Origin of the sequence: Chitinophaga sp., from assembly GCF_019236475.1 — a bacterium.
Lineage (GTDB): Bacteria > Bacteroidota > Bacteroidia > Chitinophagales > Chitinophagaceae > Chitinophaga.
The window spans coordinates 19,394-39,135 of sequence record NZ_JAFAIX010000005.1 but is presented as its reverse complement, the minus strand read 5'-3'; the positions used below and the strand labels follow the sequence as shown (position 1 = coordinate 39,135).

Sequence of the window (19,742 nt, the reverse complement as noted above, 5' to 3'; positions counted from 1 at the left end):
ATCTGACCTTATGGATAAAAACTATAGAAGTGATGAGTTGAGAAAATACTTCTTCAGACCCAATTTGAAGGCTCCAATAATCATATTGGCACTAGGGCTTTTGGTGATCAATTATAATTCATCACAAACAAAAGGATTTTCAGAACTGGGATGGATAGCTACCCTCATAGGATTGGCCTGGATAGGCTTTGCAATTTACAGAATCCGTACAGCTCCCTCAGATGAAACAGTTGATGGCTGGTTCCAGGAAGACTTGGACAACTTAGTTGCTGCCGCATATGCAAAACTGGGGCTTGAAAAGGAACAGATTATCAAGGAACCGTTGGTAATCTTTGCCCCTGTTTACTGGCCTGTATACGGTATACCAGACCGTGAAGTTGTATTTCATAAAGGAAAAGACAAAGTATTGCGATTTGGTGTTTACAGGGTGACTATTTTTTTACTGGCGGATCACCTACTAGCTTCTTATATCTGTGATTATAACTTCATCAGAAAAACTCACCTGAATGATAGAACGCATGAATACCATTATCAGGATGTAGTATCAGTATCTACAGAGGAATATTCAGCCTCTTATACCTTACAGGAAGGAAGACGCCTTATTAAGGCGCAAAAATTCCGCTTATCTGTTTCCAGTGGTGATAAAATAGAGGTAGTGGTCAACCCGTATAGCATTGCCGATAATGTAGGTGGCAAACTACCGCCCTCAGGTGCAGACCAGGCAGTGCAAGTTATCCGAACGATGCTTCGCAGCAAAAAAGTTACCCGAGATCAGCCATGATGAACAGCAAGACTAGTTCCTGTGATGTTAAAATATCTACTTACTGATAATAGAGAAATGTTATCTGTCAACTGGCTATAGCCGGTTGACAGATGATAACCGAACTTTCTCCAATATTGATAATTACATCACCCCCTTCAACCTCACCCACTGCAACAACATAATCGTCTTTCCATCCTTAATCTCCCCACTCTCCACCATCTCCAGCGCTCTATCAATCGGCACCTCCATCACTTCAATCTCCTCCTGTTCTTGCTCTAATCCCCCGCCGTTATTGATTTTCATCTGATGGTCATAGGCAGCTACGAAGAAGTGGAGCATTTCTGTTACGGAGCCGGGCGACATATACACTTCAAAAACTTTCTTTACATCTTTGATACGATAGCCTGTTTCTTCTTCTGCTTCTCTACGAATACATTCTTCCGGATTGTTTTCATCCAGAAGGCCGGCGCAGGCTTCTATGAGCATGCCGCTGCTGTTACCATTGATATAGGAGGGGAGGCGAAATTGACGGGTGAGTATCACGGTGTTGCTGGTGGTGTTGTACAGCAATATGACCGCACCGTTCCCTCTGTCGTACGCTTCGCGGGATTGCGTTTGCCAGGAGCCATTCCTGCGCTTGTACTCATAGGTCACTTTTTTAAGGGTATACCAGTTGTTCGAGAGGATTTCCGTTGACATGATTTTAACTTCCGGTTGCATAAAAATGATTATATTTGATCAAAAATGATAATTTTGATCAAATATAATCAGAAATGGGATTCCTGGAAAGAAAAAGGCAAATTTTAAAACTACTCGATAAGCAAGAGAGCATGGAAGTGCAGGAAATCGCAGATGCATTGGGGATTTCAGCGATTACCATCCGTAGAGACCTACAGCAACTGGCGGAGGAGGAACTGCTCATCCGAACCCATGGAGGCGCCATGAAAGCGCCACCTAAGAGTCCATTTACGGCATTCGCAGATAAAGAGACAGTGGCAGTTGCCCGAAAGAAACAGATAGGTAAACTGGCGGCTACCCTGGTTAAGCCCGGTGATACTATCTTTATGGACTGCGGCAGCACGGTTTTTACTATGTGCCCTCATCTGAAACATATCAGTCCACTACGTATCATTACGAACTCTTTGCCCGTTGCCGCCGCCTTTATGGAGGCAGACGGCATCCATGTGAACCTGATTGGAGGAGAAATAGATAAACAACGTAAAGCTATACACGGAGATAGGGCTATAATGCACATTGAAAGCTACCATGCGGCCAAAGCGTTTATTGGCGCAGACGGACTGTCTACGAAAAATGGCCTGACTGCCTTCAGCGAAACGGAAGCCGGCATTAGCAAGGCGATGATAGCCAATGCAGATACGGTATACCTCTTATGTGATGCTACTAAAATCGAAAAAGATAGCTACCTGAAATTTGCACCACTTTCAGCTATCACGGCCTTGGTAACTGATCAGGAACTTTCTAGTGCACAAGCCACTGCATTGAAAAAGAAATCACTGAAAATCTATTCTTGATACTTATGCATTGGCTTTGTTGTTGAGCACCGTTTCCAGCTTCTTCAGTTTATTACTCCAGAATTTATCAAAATAACTGATCCATTCCTGCAACCTGGTAAACCCATCCTGGCTGAGTAAACAATATCTTTCCCTGCCGATATCCCGAATAGTGATAAATCCTGCCTGTTGCAGAATCTTCACATGCTTGGATACGGCAGGGCGACTCATCTCAAAATTCTGGGCTAAGGCATTGATGGTTAAACTCTCCTTGGACAGTAAGTGCAACATTTCCCTGCGACTCGGATCTGCGAGGGTCTGGAAGATATCTATTTGCGCTGTTGTCATGACGCTAGTGCGTTTAACAAGTCTGCAATTTTGGTGATATTTTTCAACCAACCTTCACTCATGATACCGAAGATCATGGCCTGATCAGCGGTAAACCCACTGTGCACTAACGATAATTCTGTACCATTGTCTTTCTCCTGTAACTGCCATTCTACCACGGTGTCCAAGTTGATCACTCCCGGCTCAGGACCGCCTTGCCAACTATATACCAACTTTTTCATGGGGTCAATCTCTAACACCTTACAGTAAATAGTGCCGTCGAAACCGAAATTAGGCATGGGCCTGGTATGGAAATTAAATTCATGACCTACCTCCGCCAGAAAATCATTCGGCATCAACCATTGAGCTATCAATTCAGATTCCGTAAGATAGGCCCATACTGCCGCTAGGGGCTGCTCATAAAAGTAGCTGTGCTGAATACTGTTTTGCATGATATGTAACTTTTAGGTTACTTAAAATTATACGTAACTTTTGAGTTACGCAAAATTATTTTTCGGGAGACGACATCTGCACTGGATAGAAGGCCCTCACTATGCTTCGCGGCAAAGGGAGGTGCTTGGGAAGAGGGTTGCGTGTCTCCCTACAGCCCGACAAGACCTAAAAGCCAGTGGCAGCACCGTATCAGTGTATTTACAAAATGTGAGAGACAATTGTTTCCAATGAAGAACATTACTTGGGAATAGTAGCAGTGCCATGGATGAATTCCTGATATCTTTGTTTGATATACACATAAATATCATAAGTGGAAGCGCCTTCCAGAAACGCCTTCCCAGGACGATACCGTTGCATAAACAAGGTAAGGCTGTCTCCACTAAGCGGCACCACATGACTCACCATATCAATAGTAAAATGTTGGTTTATATAATTTTCTTCTTCCTTTGCCAGTAGCACTCTACGGAAGTGCTTCTTCTTATGAATCGTTTTAAACTGCGTAGCCTTGAAGAGGTTGTTGATATTGACAGCAAAAGGTCTCAGGTGTTTGACATCCCAGACCTCATCCCAGTGGGGAGGACGATACGTGAATTCGCGGGCATATTCCTGACGCAGGCGCAAGGAATCTCGTTGAAAATTATAATGGATAATGTTGATAGCATTCAGTTCTATGATATTTCTTTTCATGTAACGAATGATCCAGTCCTGGTGACGATCGTATAGGTACAATAACGGCAGATACCCCAACATTTTTATCAAGAGGGTATCTCCTGGTCGGGCAGTGATGGTAAACAAGCCGTTAGCATCCGTAATAGTACCGGAATTAGTTCTTTTATTCAAGATGGTGACACCAGGCATGGGCAGACTGTCTTCGTCCATTATCTTCCCTTTGAGCGGATGCTGGGCGATAGCTGGCAGCGCAGAGCAGCACAATAGGATAATCACAAGGAGGTGGCGCATGCGGAAAGATAAAAACTGATTTGAATGATTCATCGCATACAATTTGTTAAATTTATAGAACCCTACTCAATCATCATTTTCCAAACGAACGCATTTATCAAACTGGTTATTTATGCAAAAGGAGAAAATTCATACGGATGTATTACTGATCGGTGCTGGTATTATGAGCGCTACGCTAGGCACTTTTCTGAAATATCTGAACCCGGACTGGTCCATTCATATTTACGAAAAACTAGACCTCGTTGCGGGAGAAAGCTCTGATGCCTGGAATAATGCAGGTACCGGACATTCCGCTCTCTGCGAACTGAATTATACTCCTGAACTGGAAGATGGTTCCATCGATACCAGCAAAGCCTTACATATCATCGAAGAATTTGAAGCTACCAAGCAGTTCTGGTCTACATTGGTGGAGAAAGATATTATTCCTGATCCTGCTGCCTTTATCCGCAGTGTTCCTCATATGAGCTTTGTGCATGGGGCGGCAGATGTAGCCTATCTACAGAAACGTTTTAACGCTCTACAACAGTATCAGCTTTACCAAGGAATGGAATATTCCGAAGACCCTAATGTGCTGAAAAGCTGGATACCATTGGTAATGGAAGGACGCGACATGTCTGAAAAAGCGGCTGCTACCTATATGGAATTGGGTACTGATGTGAATTATGGAGAACTGACACGCATACTCATCAATCACCTGCAAAAACAACCAGGTGTAAAACTACATCTGCAACATGAAGTGAAAGACCTGAAACAATTGACAGACGGTCGTTGGGAAGCAAGGATCAAAAATGCCAAAGTAAGAGATTCCCTTTATGTGACGACAGATTTTGTATTCATCGGCGCCGGAGGTGGTTCATTGGAATTACTGCAAGGATCAAATATCCCTGAAGCACGTGCCTATGGCGGATTCCCGGTAGGGGGTGAATGGCTGGTTTGTCGTAATCCGGAAGTGGTCAACCGTCATCATGCAAAGGTATATGGCCAAGCATCTGTAGGCGCACCTCCCATGAGCGTACCCCACCTGGATACACGGATCATTAACGGCGAAAAAGCGATTCTTTTCGGCCCTTTTGCTACATTTTCCACCAAATTTTTAAAAGAAGGATCCCACCTGGATTTGTTTGAATCCATTAAATATTGGAATATCCTGCCTATGCTGGAAGTAGGTTTGAAGAACTTTGACCTGGAAAAATACCTCGTGCAACAACTGCGTTTATCCTTCCAGGATCGCATCGATGCATTAAGAATTTTTTATCCTAATGTGCATGATAAGGACTGGATATTACAGGAGGCGGGGCAACGTGTACAGGTAATTTACAATAGTCCAGGTAAGGGCGGAGAGCTGCGCTTTGGCACGGAAACCGTTACCAGTAAGGATGGTACCGTGGCAGCATTGCTGGGCGCATCACCTGGTGCATCTACAGCAGTGTCTATCATGCTGACGGTGATGGAAAAATGTTTTCCGGATAAAATGTCGGGCGATTGGCGGGAAGACCTACTGGAACTGATTCCTACCTATGGCACTCACCTAGAAGGCAACGCAGATCTGTTATATAAAATCAGGAATTGGACCAGTAAAACCCTTAAATTAGACTGGAAACAACCTGTGATTAAAAAGACAGTAGATGAAACTAATTCGATACGGAAATCCCGGTGAGGAAAAACCGGGAATCATGCTGAATGACAACTATTACGATACTTCCGCCCTGGGAGAGGATTATACCAATGAATTTCTCGGTAATGGCGGCCTGGAGCGATTGGCCGCTTTTATCAAAAAAGATCAGCACCAACTAAAACAGATTCCTGCCGATGCCCGACTAGGCGTGCCATTGGCTAATCCTGGTAAAATCGTTTGCGTTGGCCTTAATTACAAAGATCATATTGCGGAAACAGGATTTATTCCAGAAGCAGAACCCATTCTTTTCCTGAAAGCCATGAGCGCCTTAAATGGGCCGTTTGATGGTGTTACCATTCCGAAAGACAGTCTGGAAACGGATTGGGAAACAGAATTGGGCGTGGTGATCGGTAAAAAAGGGACCAATATCACCACTGCGGAATCCATGGATTATATCGCAGGATATATTCTACATAACGATATCAGCGAACGTGCCTATATGAAAAAGCGCGGTGGTACCTGGGACAAAGGAAAGGGATGCAACACCTTTGCACCACTGGGGCCGTGGTTTGTGACAAAAGATGAAATCCCTGATCCTGGCCAGTTGCGGATATGGCTGCGATTAAACGACGAAATTATGCAGGATGGGCATACCTCCGACCTGATATGCAAGGTGCCTAATCTGACAGCTTATATTAGCGAGTTTTTTGGATTGTTTCCGGGAGATATCATCTCCACCGGGTCGCCGGCGGGAAGCGGTACAGGGCGTATGCCCCAGCGCTTTTTACGTCCTGGGGATGTCATTGAATACGGTATAGATGGCCTGGGTACTGCCCGACAGGTGATGCAGGAATATAAGCCCTAAACGACGACTGGCCTGCGGCTATCCTGGATGGATACACGCAGGCCACAGTCGCCGGTTTTGTACATACTATACTAATCACTAATCCAGATGCCCCAGGATTTCTTTGATAGTTGTCAGTTTAATATAGTTGGGATGTTGTGGTTCCTCTTCATGCACTTCATGGGCCCAGGTGATATGGTAAGGAATATGCGAGGCATATCCTTGTAGTTCCAACACTGGCAGCACATCTGATTTCATGGAGTTGCCCAACATCAAGAAGTGGTCTGGATCACAGTTGAGCTTTTTCAACATATGTGCGTAATCAGTTGATTTCTTATCGCTCATGACTTCAATGTGGTGGAAATAGGCTTCCAGACCTGAATTCTTCACTTTTCGTTGCTGATCCAGCAAATCGCCTTTGGTAGCTACTACCAGTTGGTATTTTCCTTGTAGATTTTGTAATACTTCTTCCACGCCATCCAGTAATTCTACTGGTTTTTGCAACTGCGTTTGACCAAGGGCAATGATATTGTTAATCAGTGTAGCACTGGCATGTCCGTTGGTGATTTGATTGGCTGCTTCAATCATACTGAGCATAAATCCCTTCACGCCATAGCCATAGAGTTGCAAGTTCTTCATCTCTATGCTGAATAAGGTTTTCAGGATTTCCTCTTTGGGCATATAGTCCGCCAGTAAATCGGCAAAAATTAATTCATTTTCACGGAAATAGGGTTCGTTTACCCACAATGTATCATCAGCGTCAAAAGCAATGACTTTTAATTTGTCTTTCATCTTATTTTTGTTTTTCAACAGGGCACGAAGTTCCTGATTACTATTTATTCAAAAAAGGACAATTGTCCCGGATTACGTTTTATGTTCCGTACAAATGAATCTTTTTACAGCTTCATTGAAGATCTCTACAACCAGCCGGCACTGAGAGATCAAATTTCCTTGAAGGTATACGATAAGGGCGACTTTCTATTGCAGCAGGGAGATACCTTGGCAAGAGTCCTGATTATCAGGGAAGGAATTGCCAAATGTTATAGTACAGAAGATAATGGGAAAGACTTCATCCGCCAGTTTATGGGAAAAGGGCAGCAGGTAGGTGACCTGGAAGTAATTAAAGGAATTAAATGTATGAATAATGTACAGGCAATTACCCCGCTGACCGCCTTTGCGGTGGCGGTTCCTTATTTCCGTCACCTGTATAGTACGAATTTAAAATTCAGTAGTATCCTCATGGAGGAACTGGCGGACAGGTTGATTATTACCGACACCAAGGCCACCCTGCAACAGTTGTATACACTGGAACACAGTCTGCGGAAATTACTGGAATTAATGGAAATACAACAGTTGACTATTTCCAAAGAAGATATGGCATCCTACTTGGGGATTTCTGTTCGCAGTCTTAACAGAATCCTGAAAACCCTGTAATTGACAGGGTCTACCGCGTGAACTATATTGCCTGCAAGTGTATTATATCATATAAACGATTTGCGGAATGAGTCTTGCGAAATACCGTCAGAAAAGGACTTTCACCCATACGCCTGAGCCTGAAGGCGGAAAGAATCGCACAAAATCCTTGCATTTTGTGGTGCAGAAACATGATGCTACCCGTTTGCATTATGATTTCCGACTGGAAATGGAGGGCGTATTGAAAAGTTGGGCGGTCCCTAAAGGACCCTCCCTGGACCCGAATGTAAAAAGACTGGCCATGATGGTGGAAGATCATCCCTATGATTACCGCCAATTTGAGGGGATTATTCCAGAAGGCAATTATGGTGCGGGCACTGTGATCGTTTGGGATGAAGGCGACTATGAGCCGGAAGAACCGCCAGCACGAAGGAAATCCGTGGAGAAGGAATTATTAGATGAATTGCATACCGGCAAAATCAAATTCATTTTACATGGTCATAAGCTGAAAGGCGTATTTTTTCTGGTGAAAGCACCGGGCCGTGGGGATAATGCTTGGCTGCTGATGAAAGGGAAAGATAAATACGCCAAGACAACCGATATTACTACCCGCAATAAATCCGTCATTTCCGGGAAAACGATTGAACAAGTTGCTAAAGCTCCAGATAAAGTATGGAAGAGTAATAAAGCCAGTAAAGTAACGGCATCGGATATACGAAAAAAGAATAATTTTAGGGAGACAGCCAGTACACGGGCCACTACTGCTATTCCAGGGAAGAAATCGGCCATGCTAAGTAAAGTATCTCCTATGTTGGCCACGCTCACAAAAGGCCCTTTTGATAACCCAGAATGGCTATACGAAATTAAGTGGGATGGCTATCGCGCTATCGGCTATCTCAATAAAACCAAGGTGGAGCTCCTTTCTAGAAATCAAATCAGTTTTAAAGATAAATTTGGAATCATTGTAGACGCCCTGAAAGCGTGGAATGTCAAGGCGGTAACAGACGGTGAAATTGTTGCCCTAGATGAGCGTGGCGATCCCGATTTTCAGCAGTTGCAGAACTTCATGAAAGAGGGTAGGAGTGCGCATCTTGTTTATTATATTTTTGACCTACTGTGGTATGAAGGGAAGGATTTGCGTCAGTTGCCATTAATAGAAAGGAAGGAGTTGTTACGGGAAATAATACCTTTGAATCATCCTTTATTGCGGTACAGCGATCATATCACGGAGGAAGGAACTGCTTTCTATAAAGTGGCTGTGGAGCGTGGATTGGAAGGTGTTATGGCCAAAAAAATGGACAGCGTTTATAGCACCGGAAGAAGAACGGATACATGGTTGAAAGTTAAAAATAATCACCAAACGGAAGCTATCATCTGTGGCTATACGAAAGGGCGTAATAGTAGAAAATATTTTGGGGCGGTTGTGTTAGGGAAATACATTGGGAAAAAGCTGACTTATATAGGTCATACTGGGGGCGGCTTTAATGAGGAACTTTTAAAAACGCTTCATGGAAAATTTCAGCCACTGGTGTCGGCTGTCTCCCCATTCCATCCTATTCCCAAAACGAACATGCCCGTTACTTGGTTGAAACCTGTACTTGTTTGCACCGTCAAATATGCACAGATAACAGCGGAAGGCCTTCTGCGACAGCCTATCTTCCTGGGTATGCGGGAAGATAAAAAGGGACCCAAAGAAAAGCAAGAGAAAGTAGTAGCCACACCTGCCAACAAAACTACCACCAAAAAAACTACCGCTATGGCGTCAACTGCAAAACAAGCTGCCCCTAAAAAGGCCGCTACCACTACTGCTAAAAAAGCGACGAGCAGCAAAAAGAAAGCCGTTGTCGCTACACAAAAGAAGGCAGCAGGAAGCAAAAAGAAAGCTGTTCCCAACGGTTTCCTGCCACCCGATGAACCAGAGGTGGAAATCAAAGTAGATGGACAGTTACTAAAATTCACCAACCTGGATAAGGTATATTGGCCGGTAGAAAAAATCACCAAGCGAGATATGATTAATTACTATGCCGCCATCTCGGATGTGATTTTACCCTACCTGAAAGACCGGCCACAGTCGCTCAACCGCTTCCCCGACGGCATTGACGGTTTTCATTTTTACCAGAAAAATGTAGAAGACAAAGTAGCGGATTGGTTACCCACTTTTCCTTATCAGAGCGAATCCGATAATGAAACGAAAATGTTTTTGGTGTGCAAGAACAAAGCCACCCTATTGTACATGGCTAATCTAGGTTGTATAGAAATGAATCCTTGGCATAGTAGGGTCAGTAAGCCGGATAACCCAGATTATTGTCTGATAGACTTGGACCCTGATAATAATCCTTTCAGCCAAGTAGTGGAAACCGCTTTAGTAGTAAAGGATGTGTTGGATGAGATTGGAGCGGAGGCATTTGTTAAGACCTCTGGGTCTACGGGGATGCATATACTTATTCCGTTGGGAGGGAAATATGATTATGATCAATCGCGTATGCTGGCAGAGTTGATCGTAGGTATCGTAAATAAGCGCTTGCCGAAAACCACCAGTGTGGCGCGTACGCCCGCCAAACGGAAAGGTTTAATATACTTGGATTACTTGCAGAACAGGCAGATACAGACGATGGCATCCGCCTATTCCCTCCGCCCCAAGCCAGGAGCCACGGTTTCAGCGCCATTGAGTTGGAGCGAACTGAAAAAAGGAGTGAACATGAAAGATTTCAGTATCTATACCATGACATCACGTATTGCAGCCAAGGGAGATTTGTTGAAAGGCTTGATGGGTAAAGGTATTAACCTGCGTTTGGTATTGGAAAAACTGAAAGCACTGCTTTAGTCTCAGTAGTTGGCATTTTTCTCGTACAGATAATTCAATATCCAGGTGGATCTGGCAGTTACCACGTCTTTAGGCACTTCAATCACGTCATAACCCAGGCTGGTATAGGTTTCCTTCATTTGGTGATAGGTGTCAACAGCCAATTGGAAATCCTGTTTTCTTTCCGTATCTGTTTCATAGATTTCCTCCCATGGTGGCAGTATGAAAACGTCTGCATTGTAGCGGTAGGTTGCTGCCGCAGCTTGGTAGAGATCGATGGACGGGCCTTTAATGAGTGATACATATCCCAAAACATCTGGCACACCTCTGTCAAAAAAACAAGTATTCGTTGACGTTAGGAAGTGCTGGTAGTCTTTAATAGACTGTTGTAGCATTAAGCGGGAATAAGCTGCAGTATCACCCCAGGGGAGTGCATTCCCGTTTTGTTTAACTTGGTCCTGAATAATTTTTCTGCCTGCTTCCGGCACTGCATTATACCCTCGTTTTTGAAGATCCGTCAGTAGTGCGCTTTTCCCTGAGCCTGGGCCACCAGTCAGGATATAATAATTGAATTTATAAAACATAGTGATTGAAATTTCGGGTTAATTCCTTTAGTGGAAAAGGGAGTAGTTGTAAAATTGAGGCATCATTGTCTTTATCAAAGATAAGGAATCCGGCGGAATTGGAAGCAGTTCGCTTAAAAGCCGCCGGGGACGCCTATTGCAAGGACATTCGCTCTGCCCATTGAAGTGGAGCCGGTAGTTCCAAGCTAGCCAGTTCGATATGTAGCACTCTTCTGGGGAGTCCATTGGTAGTGCGGGAGGAACTGTGCAGTAAGAGTGGTTTCATCAGCATAATGCCGCCGGCAGGCACTTCGCAACAAACTTCTTTTTCTATATTCCAGTCGATCGTTTCAGGGCGATAAATTTTTTTCAGGTGAGAACCGGGAATTACTTTCAGCGCCCCGTTATCAGCGGTGGTATGATCTAGATGGATGCGTATAGTAGTCAAGTTCTCCAGGTATGCTACCGGTGGCTGTACAGCAAATTGGTTCGTTTTTACCGTCCAGGGGCCGAAGCCCGGCGTATCTGTTTTCTGATCTGCCGAGATGGTCAGGTCCTGGTGCCAGGACACGTACCAGTTGGAGCCGGGAGGTTTATCGAAATAAATGCTTTTCACGACAAATGGATTTTCGCCGGGGAGTTGGGAGATAATTTTCCGTAGATTTTTGTTAAAAATCAACGGAACAGCGTCCGGGATTTCGTGGAGGAATTGCCGTATAGCGAAGAGATCTGCCGATTTTCGGAAGGTGCTTTTCGAAGTATCGGCCGGGTGAATTATCTGGGAGATCCGGGTAATTTCGTCTTCCGTAAATATATTGCTAATCATTGCAAAACCTGCTGTGGTCAACAGTTGTAGTGCATTGTTGGTATTATTCATAGCTACAGTAATAAGGTTAAATATAGCGTATTAAAAAGGTACGCCGACTTTTTTTCTAACTTGCGGCAAAAGCATCAGCATGGAGAATTATAGTATTGTTTTGTTTTTGTTGGCAGTGATGATAGCCTTATCGGCCATGGCAGATAAGATTCGGCTGCCATATCCGGTATTGCTGATTGTGGCAGGTATAGCCATTGGATTTATTCCTTCCATGCCAGAGATAGAGTTGAACCCGGAGATTGTGTTCCTGATATTTCTGCCCCCGTTGCTATATGATGCCGCCTTTAATATATCCTTCGAACAGTTTAAGGTGAATATTAATACCATCAGTACTTTGGCGATTTCTTTGGTGTTTATAACGGCAACGGGTATAGCCGTAATGGCGCATTATATTATTCCTGGAATGACCTGGCCGCTGGCTTTTGTATTGGGATCGGTGTTGTCTGCTACAGATGCCGTGGCGGCTATGAGTATAACCAAAGGATTGGGATTATCCCATAAAACCATGACCATCTTGGAAGGAGAGAGTTTGATTAATGATGCCAGTGCGTTGGTAGCGTATCGTTTTGCGGTGGCTGCTGTCACTGGTACTGCTTTTTATCTCTGGAAAGCTTCGCTGAATTTCCTCCTATTGATGGCAGGAGGAGCGTTGGTAGGGTTTGTAATGGCGAAGATATTGGGGTTCCTGTTATTTAAGCTCCGAAAAAATCATATGGTAACGATCAGTTTCATGCTGTTAATGCCTTTTATCACCTATTTATTGGCGGAAGAGTTGCATGTATCGGGGGTGATAGCGGTGGTTATTCTTGGGTTAGGCATAGCGCGGTTTAGTAGGAAAATATTCCCTGATAGTCTGAAACACCAGTCGAAGTCCATCTGGGATATCATCATTTTCCTGTTGAATGGCCTTATTTTTATCCTGATAGGATTGGAATTGCCTTATGTATTGCGGGGAATTGATGCCGAACATGTATGGCTATACGTTTTTTATGCTTTTTTAGCGGTAGTGGTAGCGTTTATACTCCGTATGGTGCGGGTATTTATGCAGAAAAATACGTTACAGCGGGCTTTCAGCAAGAAATCCAAGCGGGTGACAGAAGGGGCGTTATTGGATTGGAAGACGAGTTTGATCATTACCTGGTCGGGCATGCGGGGGATTGTATCTTTGGCTACTGCCATTGCGCTGCCACGGACAATGGAAGATGGAACCCCGTTCCCAGAGCGGAATATCATCATTTTTATTTCAGTGGTGGCGGTGCTGATAACGTTGATAGGACAGGGTTTAACACTTCCATGGGTGGTGAGGACAGTAGAAAAACACCCTGCAAAAGCAGCGCAGTAGCTGCTCGCGTGAGTATACGTCAAAAAAAGTTAAAAAAAATGTCTCTGTAAATTTTTTATAATCAATACGTTTTATACATTTGTGGCCTGTTGGAGAGTTGGCAGAGCGGTCGATTGCGGCAGTCTTGAAAACTGTTGACTGTAACAGGTCCCGGGGTTCGAATCCCTGACTCTCCGCTAGAAGCCTTCGGATAATATCCGGAGGCTTTTTAATTTAAGTAAATGAAGCGTTTATTGCGGCAGTCTTATCACAAATGATTATGACTGTAACAGTTCCTGGGGGGTGAATCCCTGACTTTCCGCTAGAAGGAGACGATCAATTTTGATCGTCTCCTTCTTTTCTGTAGTTGACCAATTGATTTTCAATTCCGCGAAAGAGTTTAATTATCCCGATCACTAATCCACAGAAAATCAATCGCAGATATTGGATTTTCCATCATGATTTAAAAGAAATAGAAAAAAATCAGTCCTCTAACATCTCCGTTGCAGCAGTTTTTAGAGTCTCTTCTCCCTCACCAAAACAGGACGCCTGATAAGTTGCGTTATTCATTTGAATTAAGGTGCTTGAATTATAAGCGCCACTGGCCTTATTTAATCGTAGTTTAATCGGCATGGTCAAATGAAACCCACTAACATCCAAAAAATCTTTCACCTGAGTGCCAATTCATTTTTCTATTCTCATAACATTGCACGCTTTCTCTAGGTCAGCTTAATATTAACTATCTGCTTTCTAACTAGGAGCATTTTCCGGTATAAAGATTAAATTAGTAACTTAGAGACTATACTGAATGTAATAAATGAGTATGATGGATCATTCGTTCATAGTGTACTTAAAAAATAAAACATCCCTGAAATTTGAGTACAAGAGGGATGTGTCAACGGTTATCCATACTAACAATGGATATCGCATTACATTTAACAACGGGAGAAGTTATAATTATGGAGCTGACAAAGTACAATATTATCCTCTTGTATCAAGACGAGAAGATGTGCGCATATATGAGAAAGGCAAATTAAGTACGACATATAATACAGTTGATAACTATGGGCGTTATTTGATTTTTAGAAATGGAGATAATTGTTCTTATCCAGTTGAAAACAGTGCCGATATTGAAATCTATGATACAAAAAAGAATACTGGCCAGACAGAATCGGTAGTCAATTATTTTAAGAGGATACTGGAAGGAAATTTTGACGTATCATTTGATATTCAACCTGAAGAGACAGATCGCAAAAGCTCAAATCAAATAAGCAACGAAATATTACTCAAGGCTATTGAAGATATAGATATATTGGAGGCAAGGTCGGTGCTGTCCAAGTACATCGATGGGATCAATCCTTTTATAAGCTCTCCCAATGAGCTACTGATTTATCCTTTTGGTTGCAATGAGAGTCAAAAACTGGCGGTTGAGACTGCGCTTAGCAATAGTCTAAGTATAGTAGAAGGGCCCCCAGGTACGGGAAAAACTCAGACGATCCTAAATATTATAGCCAATCTTATCGTACAGAATAAAACTGTTGCAATTGTTTCGAACAATAATGCTGCGGTATTTAATGTACGGGAGAAGTTAGCGAAATACGGCTATGAAATGGTTGTGGCTTCACTTGGAAATAATAACAACAAGGCCTCGTTCTTCGACAATCTCGAAGAACAAAAAGTCCATCAGGATTTTGAGGTTTCGGAGGAGCGGTTAAAAATACTAAAGAATAAAGTTCGCAATCTGGATTCCATACTCACAGGATGTTTTCAGTACCGGAATAAATTAGCCTTTTTGAAAACAGCATTGTCAGATGCTGAAATAGATTTTAGCCACATTAAAATAGAACAACCACTCAATCAGAACATAAAATCTATACTCGACAGGAAATTTCACCGTAAATGGACTTCTGCCAGAACCTTAAAGTTAAAAAACTTACTATCAGGTATCGGCACAGAAAACAAGTTGTCCATCATCAATAAGTTACGGTTTGTGCTGCAATACGGCTTGTTTGACCTGAACAGTATTAGCCGGTACCGCGAACAGTTGCACGTTTATATTAATCACAAATTCTATGAATTATATATAGCAAAAATAAAAAACGAAATCCTGGACGTTGAAAACTGGTTGATATCAAACAATGAAGAGGCTAATCTTAATGATTTTATCGAGGCATCTAAAGAGATATTCAATGCAGTGTTATTTGAAAAATATAAGCGTTTAGACAAAGTTACATTTAAAGTTGAAGGTTATCGCAATCAATTTGATGCATTCACAGCGCGTTATCCTGTAATTCTGAGTTCCACGCTCTCGTTACACACGAGCATTCCAAAAGGGTACCTTTTTGATTATCTGATTATAGATGAAGCTTCGCAGGTAGATATCATCAAGTCTGCTGCATGTTTTTCTTGTTGCCGAAATGCGATTGTAGTGGGAGATAGTATGCAGCTTCCCCACATTGTAGACAAACAGAGTAGAGCAGCTTCAGCGAAATTTCTGGTTGAGTACAATATTTCTCCTGCGTACGACTATGTTGAAAAGAATATTCTGGACTCGCTAAAAAGCCTATACGGGGATAAAATAAAGTCGGTGCTGCTAAAAGAACATTACAGATGCCACCCTATTATTATTGGATTCTGCAACAAGAAGTACTATAAGAATAATCTGGCTATTATGACTTCTGGATACAATCATCCGTTTAGGATTATTGAAACAAACATATCGGGGCAAAAAGGAAATCACAATCAAAGACAGATCGATGAAACGGACTTGTATATCCGTGAGAACTATTCTGCGAACTATACAAAAGTTGGTGTTGTTGCGCCATACAGAGACCATGCAGATATTCTGCAAAAACAGCTGCCATTTGGGGCAGAGGCTGACACTATACATAAGTTTCAAGGGCGTGAGAAAGAGGTGATTATATTTAATACGGTTAAAAACAAAATAGAAACATTTATAGATAATCCTAGGCTAATAAATGTGGCAGTATCAAGAGCTGTGAAAGAATTTATTGTAGTAAAACCGGCATCTATGGAACTTCCTCACGGGACAGCGATCGGTGATATGATACGCTACATGTGTTATACCACTGATCCGAATGAAACAATTGTCCAAGGCCGTATCTGTTCTGTTTTTGATCTCTTGTACAAGGAGTATAATCAGGCCTTTACTTCGTTTCTTTCGTCCAACAAGAACATACAAGGATCTCCCGCGGAGATCATTATTCACAAGTTGTTGAGTGAAAATATTTTATTAAATAATGCCCAATTCTCATCTATTGATATGGTGAGGGAATATAAGCTTAGAGATCTTATTCAAGATTTTCAACAATTCTCAGAAGATGAAATCCGCTTCATAAGAAATAATTCAAGGATTGATTTTCTATTGTATAACAAGATTGACAAAACTCCCGTCTTAGCTGTCGAGGTAGACGGAGTATCATCCCATGACAATATATTGCAGCGGGAAAGAGACCATAAGAAAGACTATATCTTGAAAATGATAGGCCTTCCATTGCTAAGGTTATCAACTGATGGGCACAGTGAGGAAGCAAGGATTATTGAAAAATTAAACACTGCCATGGGTCAAGGGTGATCATATGCCATATTACCTATAGTACTTAGTATTATCTTACGCTATCCCAAAACGTCAAAATAGATATTAGGTGTTCGATAGTAATCCCTGACTCTCCGCAAAAAGAAGTCTTCAAATTTTTTTAAAACTTTTTTATTTTATTATTTTAGCGTAGATATTAATTCCCCCATATTACGAAACAGCGATAGTAATTCGATAAGAATTAGTATCGCTGTTTTTTTATACCCCTAATTCTTAGAGAAGCTGCTATACCTATCATTAGCAAACGGTCCACGAAGAAGCGTTTTTAAAAAAAGCCTTTAGAAATTTTGTTAATCAAATCAATTTAAGATTGTCAAAAACCCATAGTTATGTTAATCAATCAAACTTTTATTACAGACATCAAATCGATCATTTCATCATCAAGAGAAAATGCCATTCGCGCTGTAGACCATCAGCGGACGCTGATGTATTGGCATATTGGTAAACGTATATTTGAGGAAGAACAGGAGGGGAAAGACCGGGCAGATTATGGTACCTATCTGATAAAGTATCTTTCTGAAAAGATACAGCCAGAGTTTGGTAGTGGTTTTGCTCCGAGACAATTGCACTGGTATAGGCAGTTTTACCGCACATTTCCAATTGTGTCTGCACTGCGGACACAATTGAGCTGGACCCAGTATAAACTGCTGTTAAGTGTTGATAATGAGGATGCTAGGACCTTCTATATTGCTGAAGCGGTTAAAAATAATTGGACTTCTCGACAATTAGAAAGGCAGGTTTACAGTAAATTGTATGAACGCCTTTTGCTTAGCAATGACAAAGAAAGTGTGCTGGCGGTAGCAAAAAAGGAAAAACTCCCATCAGATGCCAAAGAAATCATAAAAGAGCCAATGGTGTTGGAATTTCTGGACTTAAAGCGGGAAGCATCCTATTATGAGAGAGACCTAGAAAGTGCCATTATCACCCATCTCAAAGATTTCTTACTGGAACTAGGCAATGGCTTTTCCTTTGTGGCAAGGCAACAACGGATCCATCTTGAAGGGGATGATTTTTATGTAGATTTGGTATTTTATAATCGACTGTTGAGGTGCTTTGTGATCATTGAATTAAAAACCCAAAAGTTCGCTCCTCAAGATATAGGACAGTTACAGATGTATGTAAATTATTACGACAGGGTGGAGAAATTGCCAGAGGAAAACCCCACCATCGGTATTTTGCTGTGTACAGATAAGAATGATGCGGTAGTAAAATTCTCGCTACCAGAAGGACAAAAACAAATCATTGCCAGCCAGTATGCACTTTACTTGCCAACTGAAAAGCAGTTATTGGATGAGATAAATAAAGAGTTAGTGAGTTTTAAAGAAAAGGATAAGAAATAAATTAATTAAAGTGTAAAAGCCTTCGGATATAATCCGAAGGCTTTTTTTGTGTTTAGTAAATGAAGTAGTTTGTGAGATAGTATTCTCTCAAATGATGTTACTTGTAACCATTTATACCAATGCGTCAAAATTATTTAATCCTTGGAAAACCACCGTCAACAAACAGTTCCGTACCATGCATAAACGAAGAATCTGCGGATGCTAAAAAGGTAACGGCCTTTGCAACTTCCGAGGGCTCTCCAAAACGAGCCAGCGGAACCTGCGGCATAACAGCATCTGCCATCGCCTGTACCTGATCTGATGACAAGTTAGATCGATCGAAATAATTGGTATTGATAGGCCCAGGGCTTACTGCATTGATCCTGATTTTTCTTGGTGCCAATTCAGATGCAAATGATTTCGTAAACGATTGTACTGCGGCTTTTGCTGCCGAGTAAACGGAAGAATTTGGCATTCCGACTTCTGTCACGATGGAAGTATTCAAAATAATAGATCCGCCCTCTTTCATTAAAGGTAAAATCTGTTGCACCATAAACAGTGTCCCCTTTACAATTACATTGAATTGTTCATTAAAATGTGTCTCATCTATCAGCTCTAGTGGAGCATATTTGCCGAAACCGGCATTTACATAAAGAATATCTACCTGAGGTGAAATCAATTTCACTTTATCCGCCAAGCTTAAGATATCTTCCATTTTTCCAGCATCCGAAACAATCCCTTTGGCATTGGACCCCAGTTCAATTACAGTGTCGTCTACTGTGTTTTTGAAACGTCCGGTAATAATCACTGACGCGCCGTTTTCAATAAAATCAATGGCCGTGGCCTTACCAATTCCACTCGTACCACCTGTAATTAAAGCCGTTTTGTTCTTTAACTTCTGCATATAATAAATTTTATTGCACGAAATTAAAATGCCTTGTCGCCTGATAAAACCCGTTTCTTGCTATATTCTAGCTATCTTTTCTATGCTCCTTACCCCAAGCCCTCATCGCATCAATGATGGGCAGCAGTGTATCGCCGAATGGCGTCATCCGGTATTCAACCCTGGGAGGTATTTCTGCAAAAACAATTCTCTCTATTACGCCATCTGCTTCCAATTCGCGGAGCTGGTTGGTGAGCGTTTGCTTACTGGCCTCCGGCATCGCTTTCTGCATGAGGCTATACCTATTCACATCTTTACAGATCAGGTGTATAATCACCGGTTTCCATTTACCACCAATGATATTCATACAATAGGTTACCGCACAATTGGTGGGGTTAAAGTTTTTTGTCTTCCTAACACTTGAATTTCCCATTAGTCTAAAATTATAGTCCAAGGCAATAAAATTGGTCTTAT

At 42.2% G+C, this 19,742-nt stretch carries 18 protein-coding genes and 1 tRNA gene; 10 read left to right on the top strand and 9 right to left on the bottom strand.

The window, feature by feature from the left end; translation table 11 throughout:
- Positions 1 to 10 precede the first annotated feature (10 nt).
- Positions 11 to 781: a hypothetical protein gene (locus tag JO154_RS07385; protein ID WP_291943275.1), complete on the top strand. Its 771-nt coding sequence runs from the start codon at positions 11 to 13 to the stop codon at positions 779 to 781.
- Between the two features lie 123 nt (positions 782 to 904).
- Here the strand turns inward: JO154_RS07385 and nudK are convergent, their stop codons facing one another.
- A complete protein-coding gene (nudK, locus tag JO154_RS07380; RefSeq protein ID WP_291943273.1) occupies positions 905 to 1,483 on the bottom strand; it encodes a GDP-mannose pyrophosphatase NudK in 579 nt (192 codons plus the stop codon).
- A gap of 53 nt (positions 1,484 to 1,536) precedes the next feature.
- On the opposite strand from nudK, the gene JO154_RS07375 reads away from it, so the two are divergent.
- Positions 1,537 to 2,295 (top strand): DeoR/GlpR family DNA-binding transcription regulator, encoded by a 759-nt coding sequence (locus tag JO154_RS07375; protein ID WP_291943272.1) that lies wholly within the window; start codon positions 1,537 to 1,539, stop codon positions 2,293 to 2,295.
- 3 nt (positions 2,296 to 2,298) lie between these two features.
- Here JO154_RS07375 and JO154_RS07370 read toward each other — a convergent pair whose 3' ends face one another.
- From JO154_RS07370 to JO154_RS07360, 3 genes are all read right to left on the bottom strand, one after another.
- Positions 2,299 to 2,622: a metalloregulator ArsR/SmtB family transcription factor gene (locus JO154_RS07370; protein WP_291943270.1), complete on the bottom strand. Its 324-nt coding sequence runs from the start codon at positions 2,620 to 2,622 to the stop codon at positions 2,299 to 2,301.
- A complete protein-coding gene (locus JO154_RS07365; RefSeq protein ID WP_291943269.1) occupies positions 2,619 to 3,053 on the bottom strand; it encodes an SRPBCC domain-containing protein in 435 nt (144 codons plus the stop codon). The genes JO154_RS07370 and JO154_RS07365 overlap by 4 nt, the downstream gene beginning before the upstream one ends.
- Positions 3,054 to 3,291: 238 nt before the next feature.
- Positions 3,292 to 4,047 (bottom strand): carboxypeptidase-like regulatory domain-containing protein, encoded by a 756-nt coding sequence (locus JO154_RS07360; protein ID WP_291943267.1) that lies wholly within the window; start codon positions 4,045 to 4,047, stop codon positions 3,292 to 3,294.
- Between the two features lie 79 nt (positions 4,048 to 4,126).
- Between JO154_RS07360 and mqo the strand changes: the two genes are divergently transcribed.
- Entirely contained in the window at positions 4,127 to 5,671 is a 1,545-nt protein-coding gene (gene mqo / locus JO154_RS07355; protein WP_291943265.1) for a malate dehydrogenase (quinone), read from the top strand.
- Positions 5,640 to 6,494 (top strand): fumarylacetoacetate hydrolase family protein, encoded by an 855-nt coding sequence (locus JO154_RS07350; protein ID WP_291943263.1) that lies wholly within the window; start codon positions 5,640 to 5,642, stop codon positions 6,492 to 6,494. The genes mqo and JO154_RS07350 overlap by 32 nt, the downstream gene beginning before the upstream one ends.
- Positions 6,495 to 6,572: 78 nt before the next feature.
- On the opposite strand, the gene JO154_RS07345 is transcribed toward JO154_RS07350, so the two are convergent.
- Positions 6,573 to 7,265: an HAD family hydrolase gene (locus tag JO154_RS07345; protein WP_291943261.1), complete on the bottom strand. Its 693-nt coding sequence runs from the start codon at positions 7,263 to 7,265 to the stop codon at positions 6,573 to 6,575.
- Positions 7,266 to 7,346: 81 nt separating this feature from the next.
- Here JO154_RS07345 and JO154_RS07340 point away from each other — a divergent pair, with 81 nt between their 5' ends.
- A complete protein-coding gene (locus JO154_RS07340) occupies positions 7,347 to 7,907 on the top strand; it encodes a Crp/Fnr family transcriptional regulator (RefSeq protein ID WP_291943258.1) in 561 nt (186 codons plus the stop codon).
- A gap of 67 nt (positions 7,908 to 7,974) precedes the next feature.
- Complete coding sequence (gene ligD, locus JO154_RS07335; protein ID WP_291943256.1) at positions 7,975 to 10,710, top strand: DNA ligase D; 2,736 nt, start codon at positions 7,975 to 7,977, stop codon at positions 10,708 to 10,710.
- A gap of 2 nt (positions 10,711 to 10,712) precedes the next feature.
- Here the strand turns inward: ligD and JO154_RS07330 are convergent, their stop codons facing one another.
- Entirely contained in the window at positions 10,713 to 11,273 is a 561-nt protein-coding gene (locus JO154_RS07330) for an AAA family ATPase (protein ID WP_291943254.1), read from the bottom strand.
- 133 nt (positions 11,274 to 11,406) lie between these two features.
- A complete protein-coding gene (locus tag JO154_RS07325; protein ID WP_291943252.1) occupies positions 11,407 to 12,129 on the bottom strand; it encodes a phytanoyl-CoA dioxygenase family protein in 723 nt (240 codons plus the stop codon).
- A 79-nt stretch (positions 12,130 to 12,208) separates the two neighbouring features.
- On the opposite strand from JO154_RS07325, the gene JO154_RS07320 reads away from it, so the two are divergent.
- From JO154_RS07320 to JO154_RS07305, 4 genes are all read left to right on the top strand, one after another.
- Positions 12,209 to 13,471, top strand: a complete 1,263-nt coding sequence (locus tag JO154_RS07320) for a Na+/H+ antiporter (protein ID WP_291943251.1) — start codon at positions 12,209 to 12,211, stop codon at positions 13,469 to 13,471.
- A 91-nt stretch (positions 13,472 to 13,562) separates the two neighbouring features.
- Positions 13,563 to 13,647, top strand: a tRNA-Ser gene (locus tag JO154_RS07315).
- A 626-nt stretch (positions 13,648 to 14,273) separates the two neighbouring features.
- Complete coding sequence (locus tag JO154_RS07310) at positions 14,274 to 17,045, top strand: AAA domain-containing protein (RefSeq protein ID WP_291943249.1); 2,772 nt, start codon at positions 14,274 to 14,276, stop codon at positions 17,043 to 17,045.
- A 350-nt stretch (positions 17,046 to 17,395) separates the two neighbouring features.
- A complete protein-coding gene (locus JO154_RS07305; protein ID WP_291943247.1) occupies positions 17,396 to 18,406 on the top strand; it encodes a PDDEXK nuclease domain-containing protein in 1,011 nt (336 codons plus the stop codon).
- A 130-nt stretch (positions 18,407 to 18,536) separates the two neighbouring features.
- On the opposite strand, the gene JO154_RS07300 is transcribed toward JO154_RS07305, so the two are convergent.
- Both JO154_RS07300 and JO154_RS07295 read right to left on the bottom strand, forming a co-directional pair.
- On the bottom strand, positions 18,537 to 19,289 hold the full coding sequence (locus tag JO154_RS07300) for an SDR family oxidoreductase (RefSeq protein ID WP_291943245.1): 753 nt from the start codon (positions 19,287 to 19,289) through the stop codon (positions 18,537 to 18,539).
- Between the two features lie 67 nt (positions 19,290 to 19,356).
- A complete protein-coding gene (locus tag JO154_RS07295; RefSeq protein ID WP_291943243.1) occupies positions 19,357 to 19,701 on the bottom strand; it encodes a helix-turn-helix domain-containing protein in 345 nt (114 codons plus the stop codon).
- Between the last annotated feature and the right edge of the window lie 41 nt (positions 19,702 to 19,742).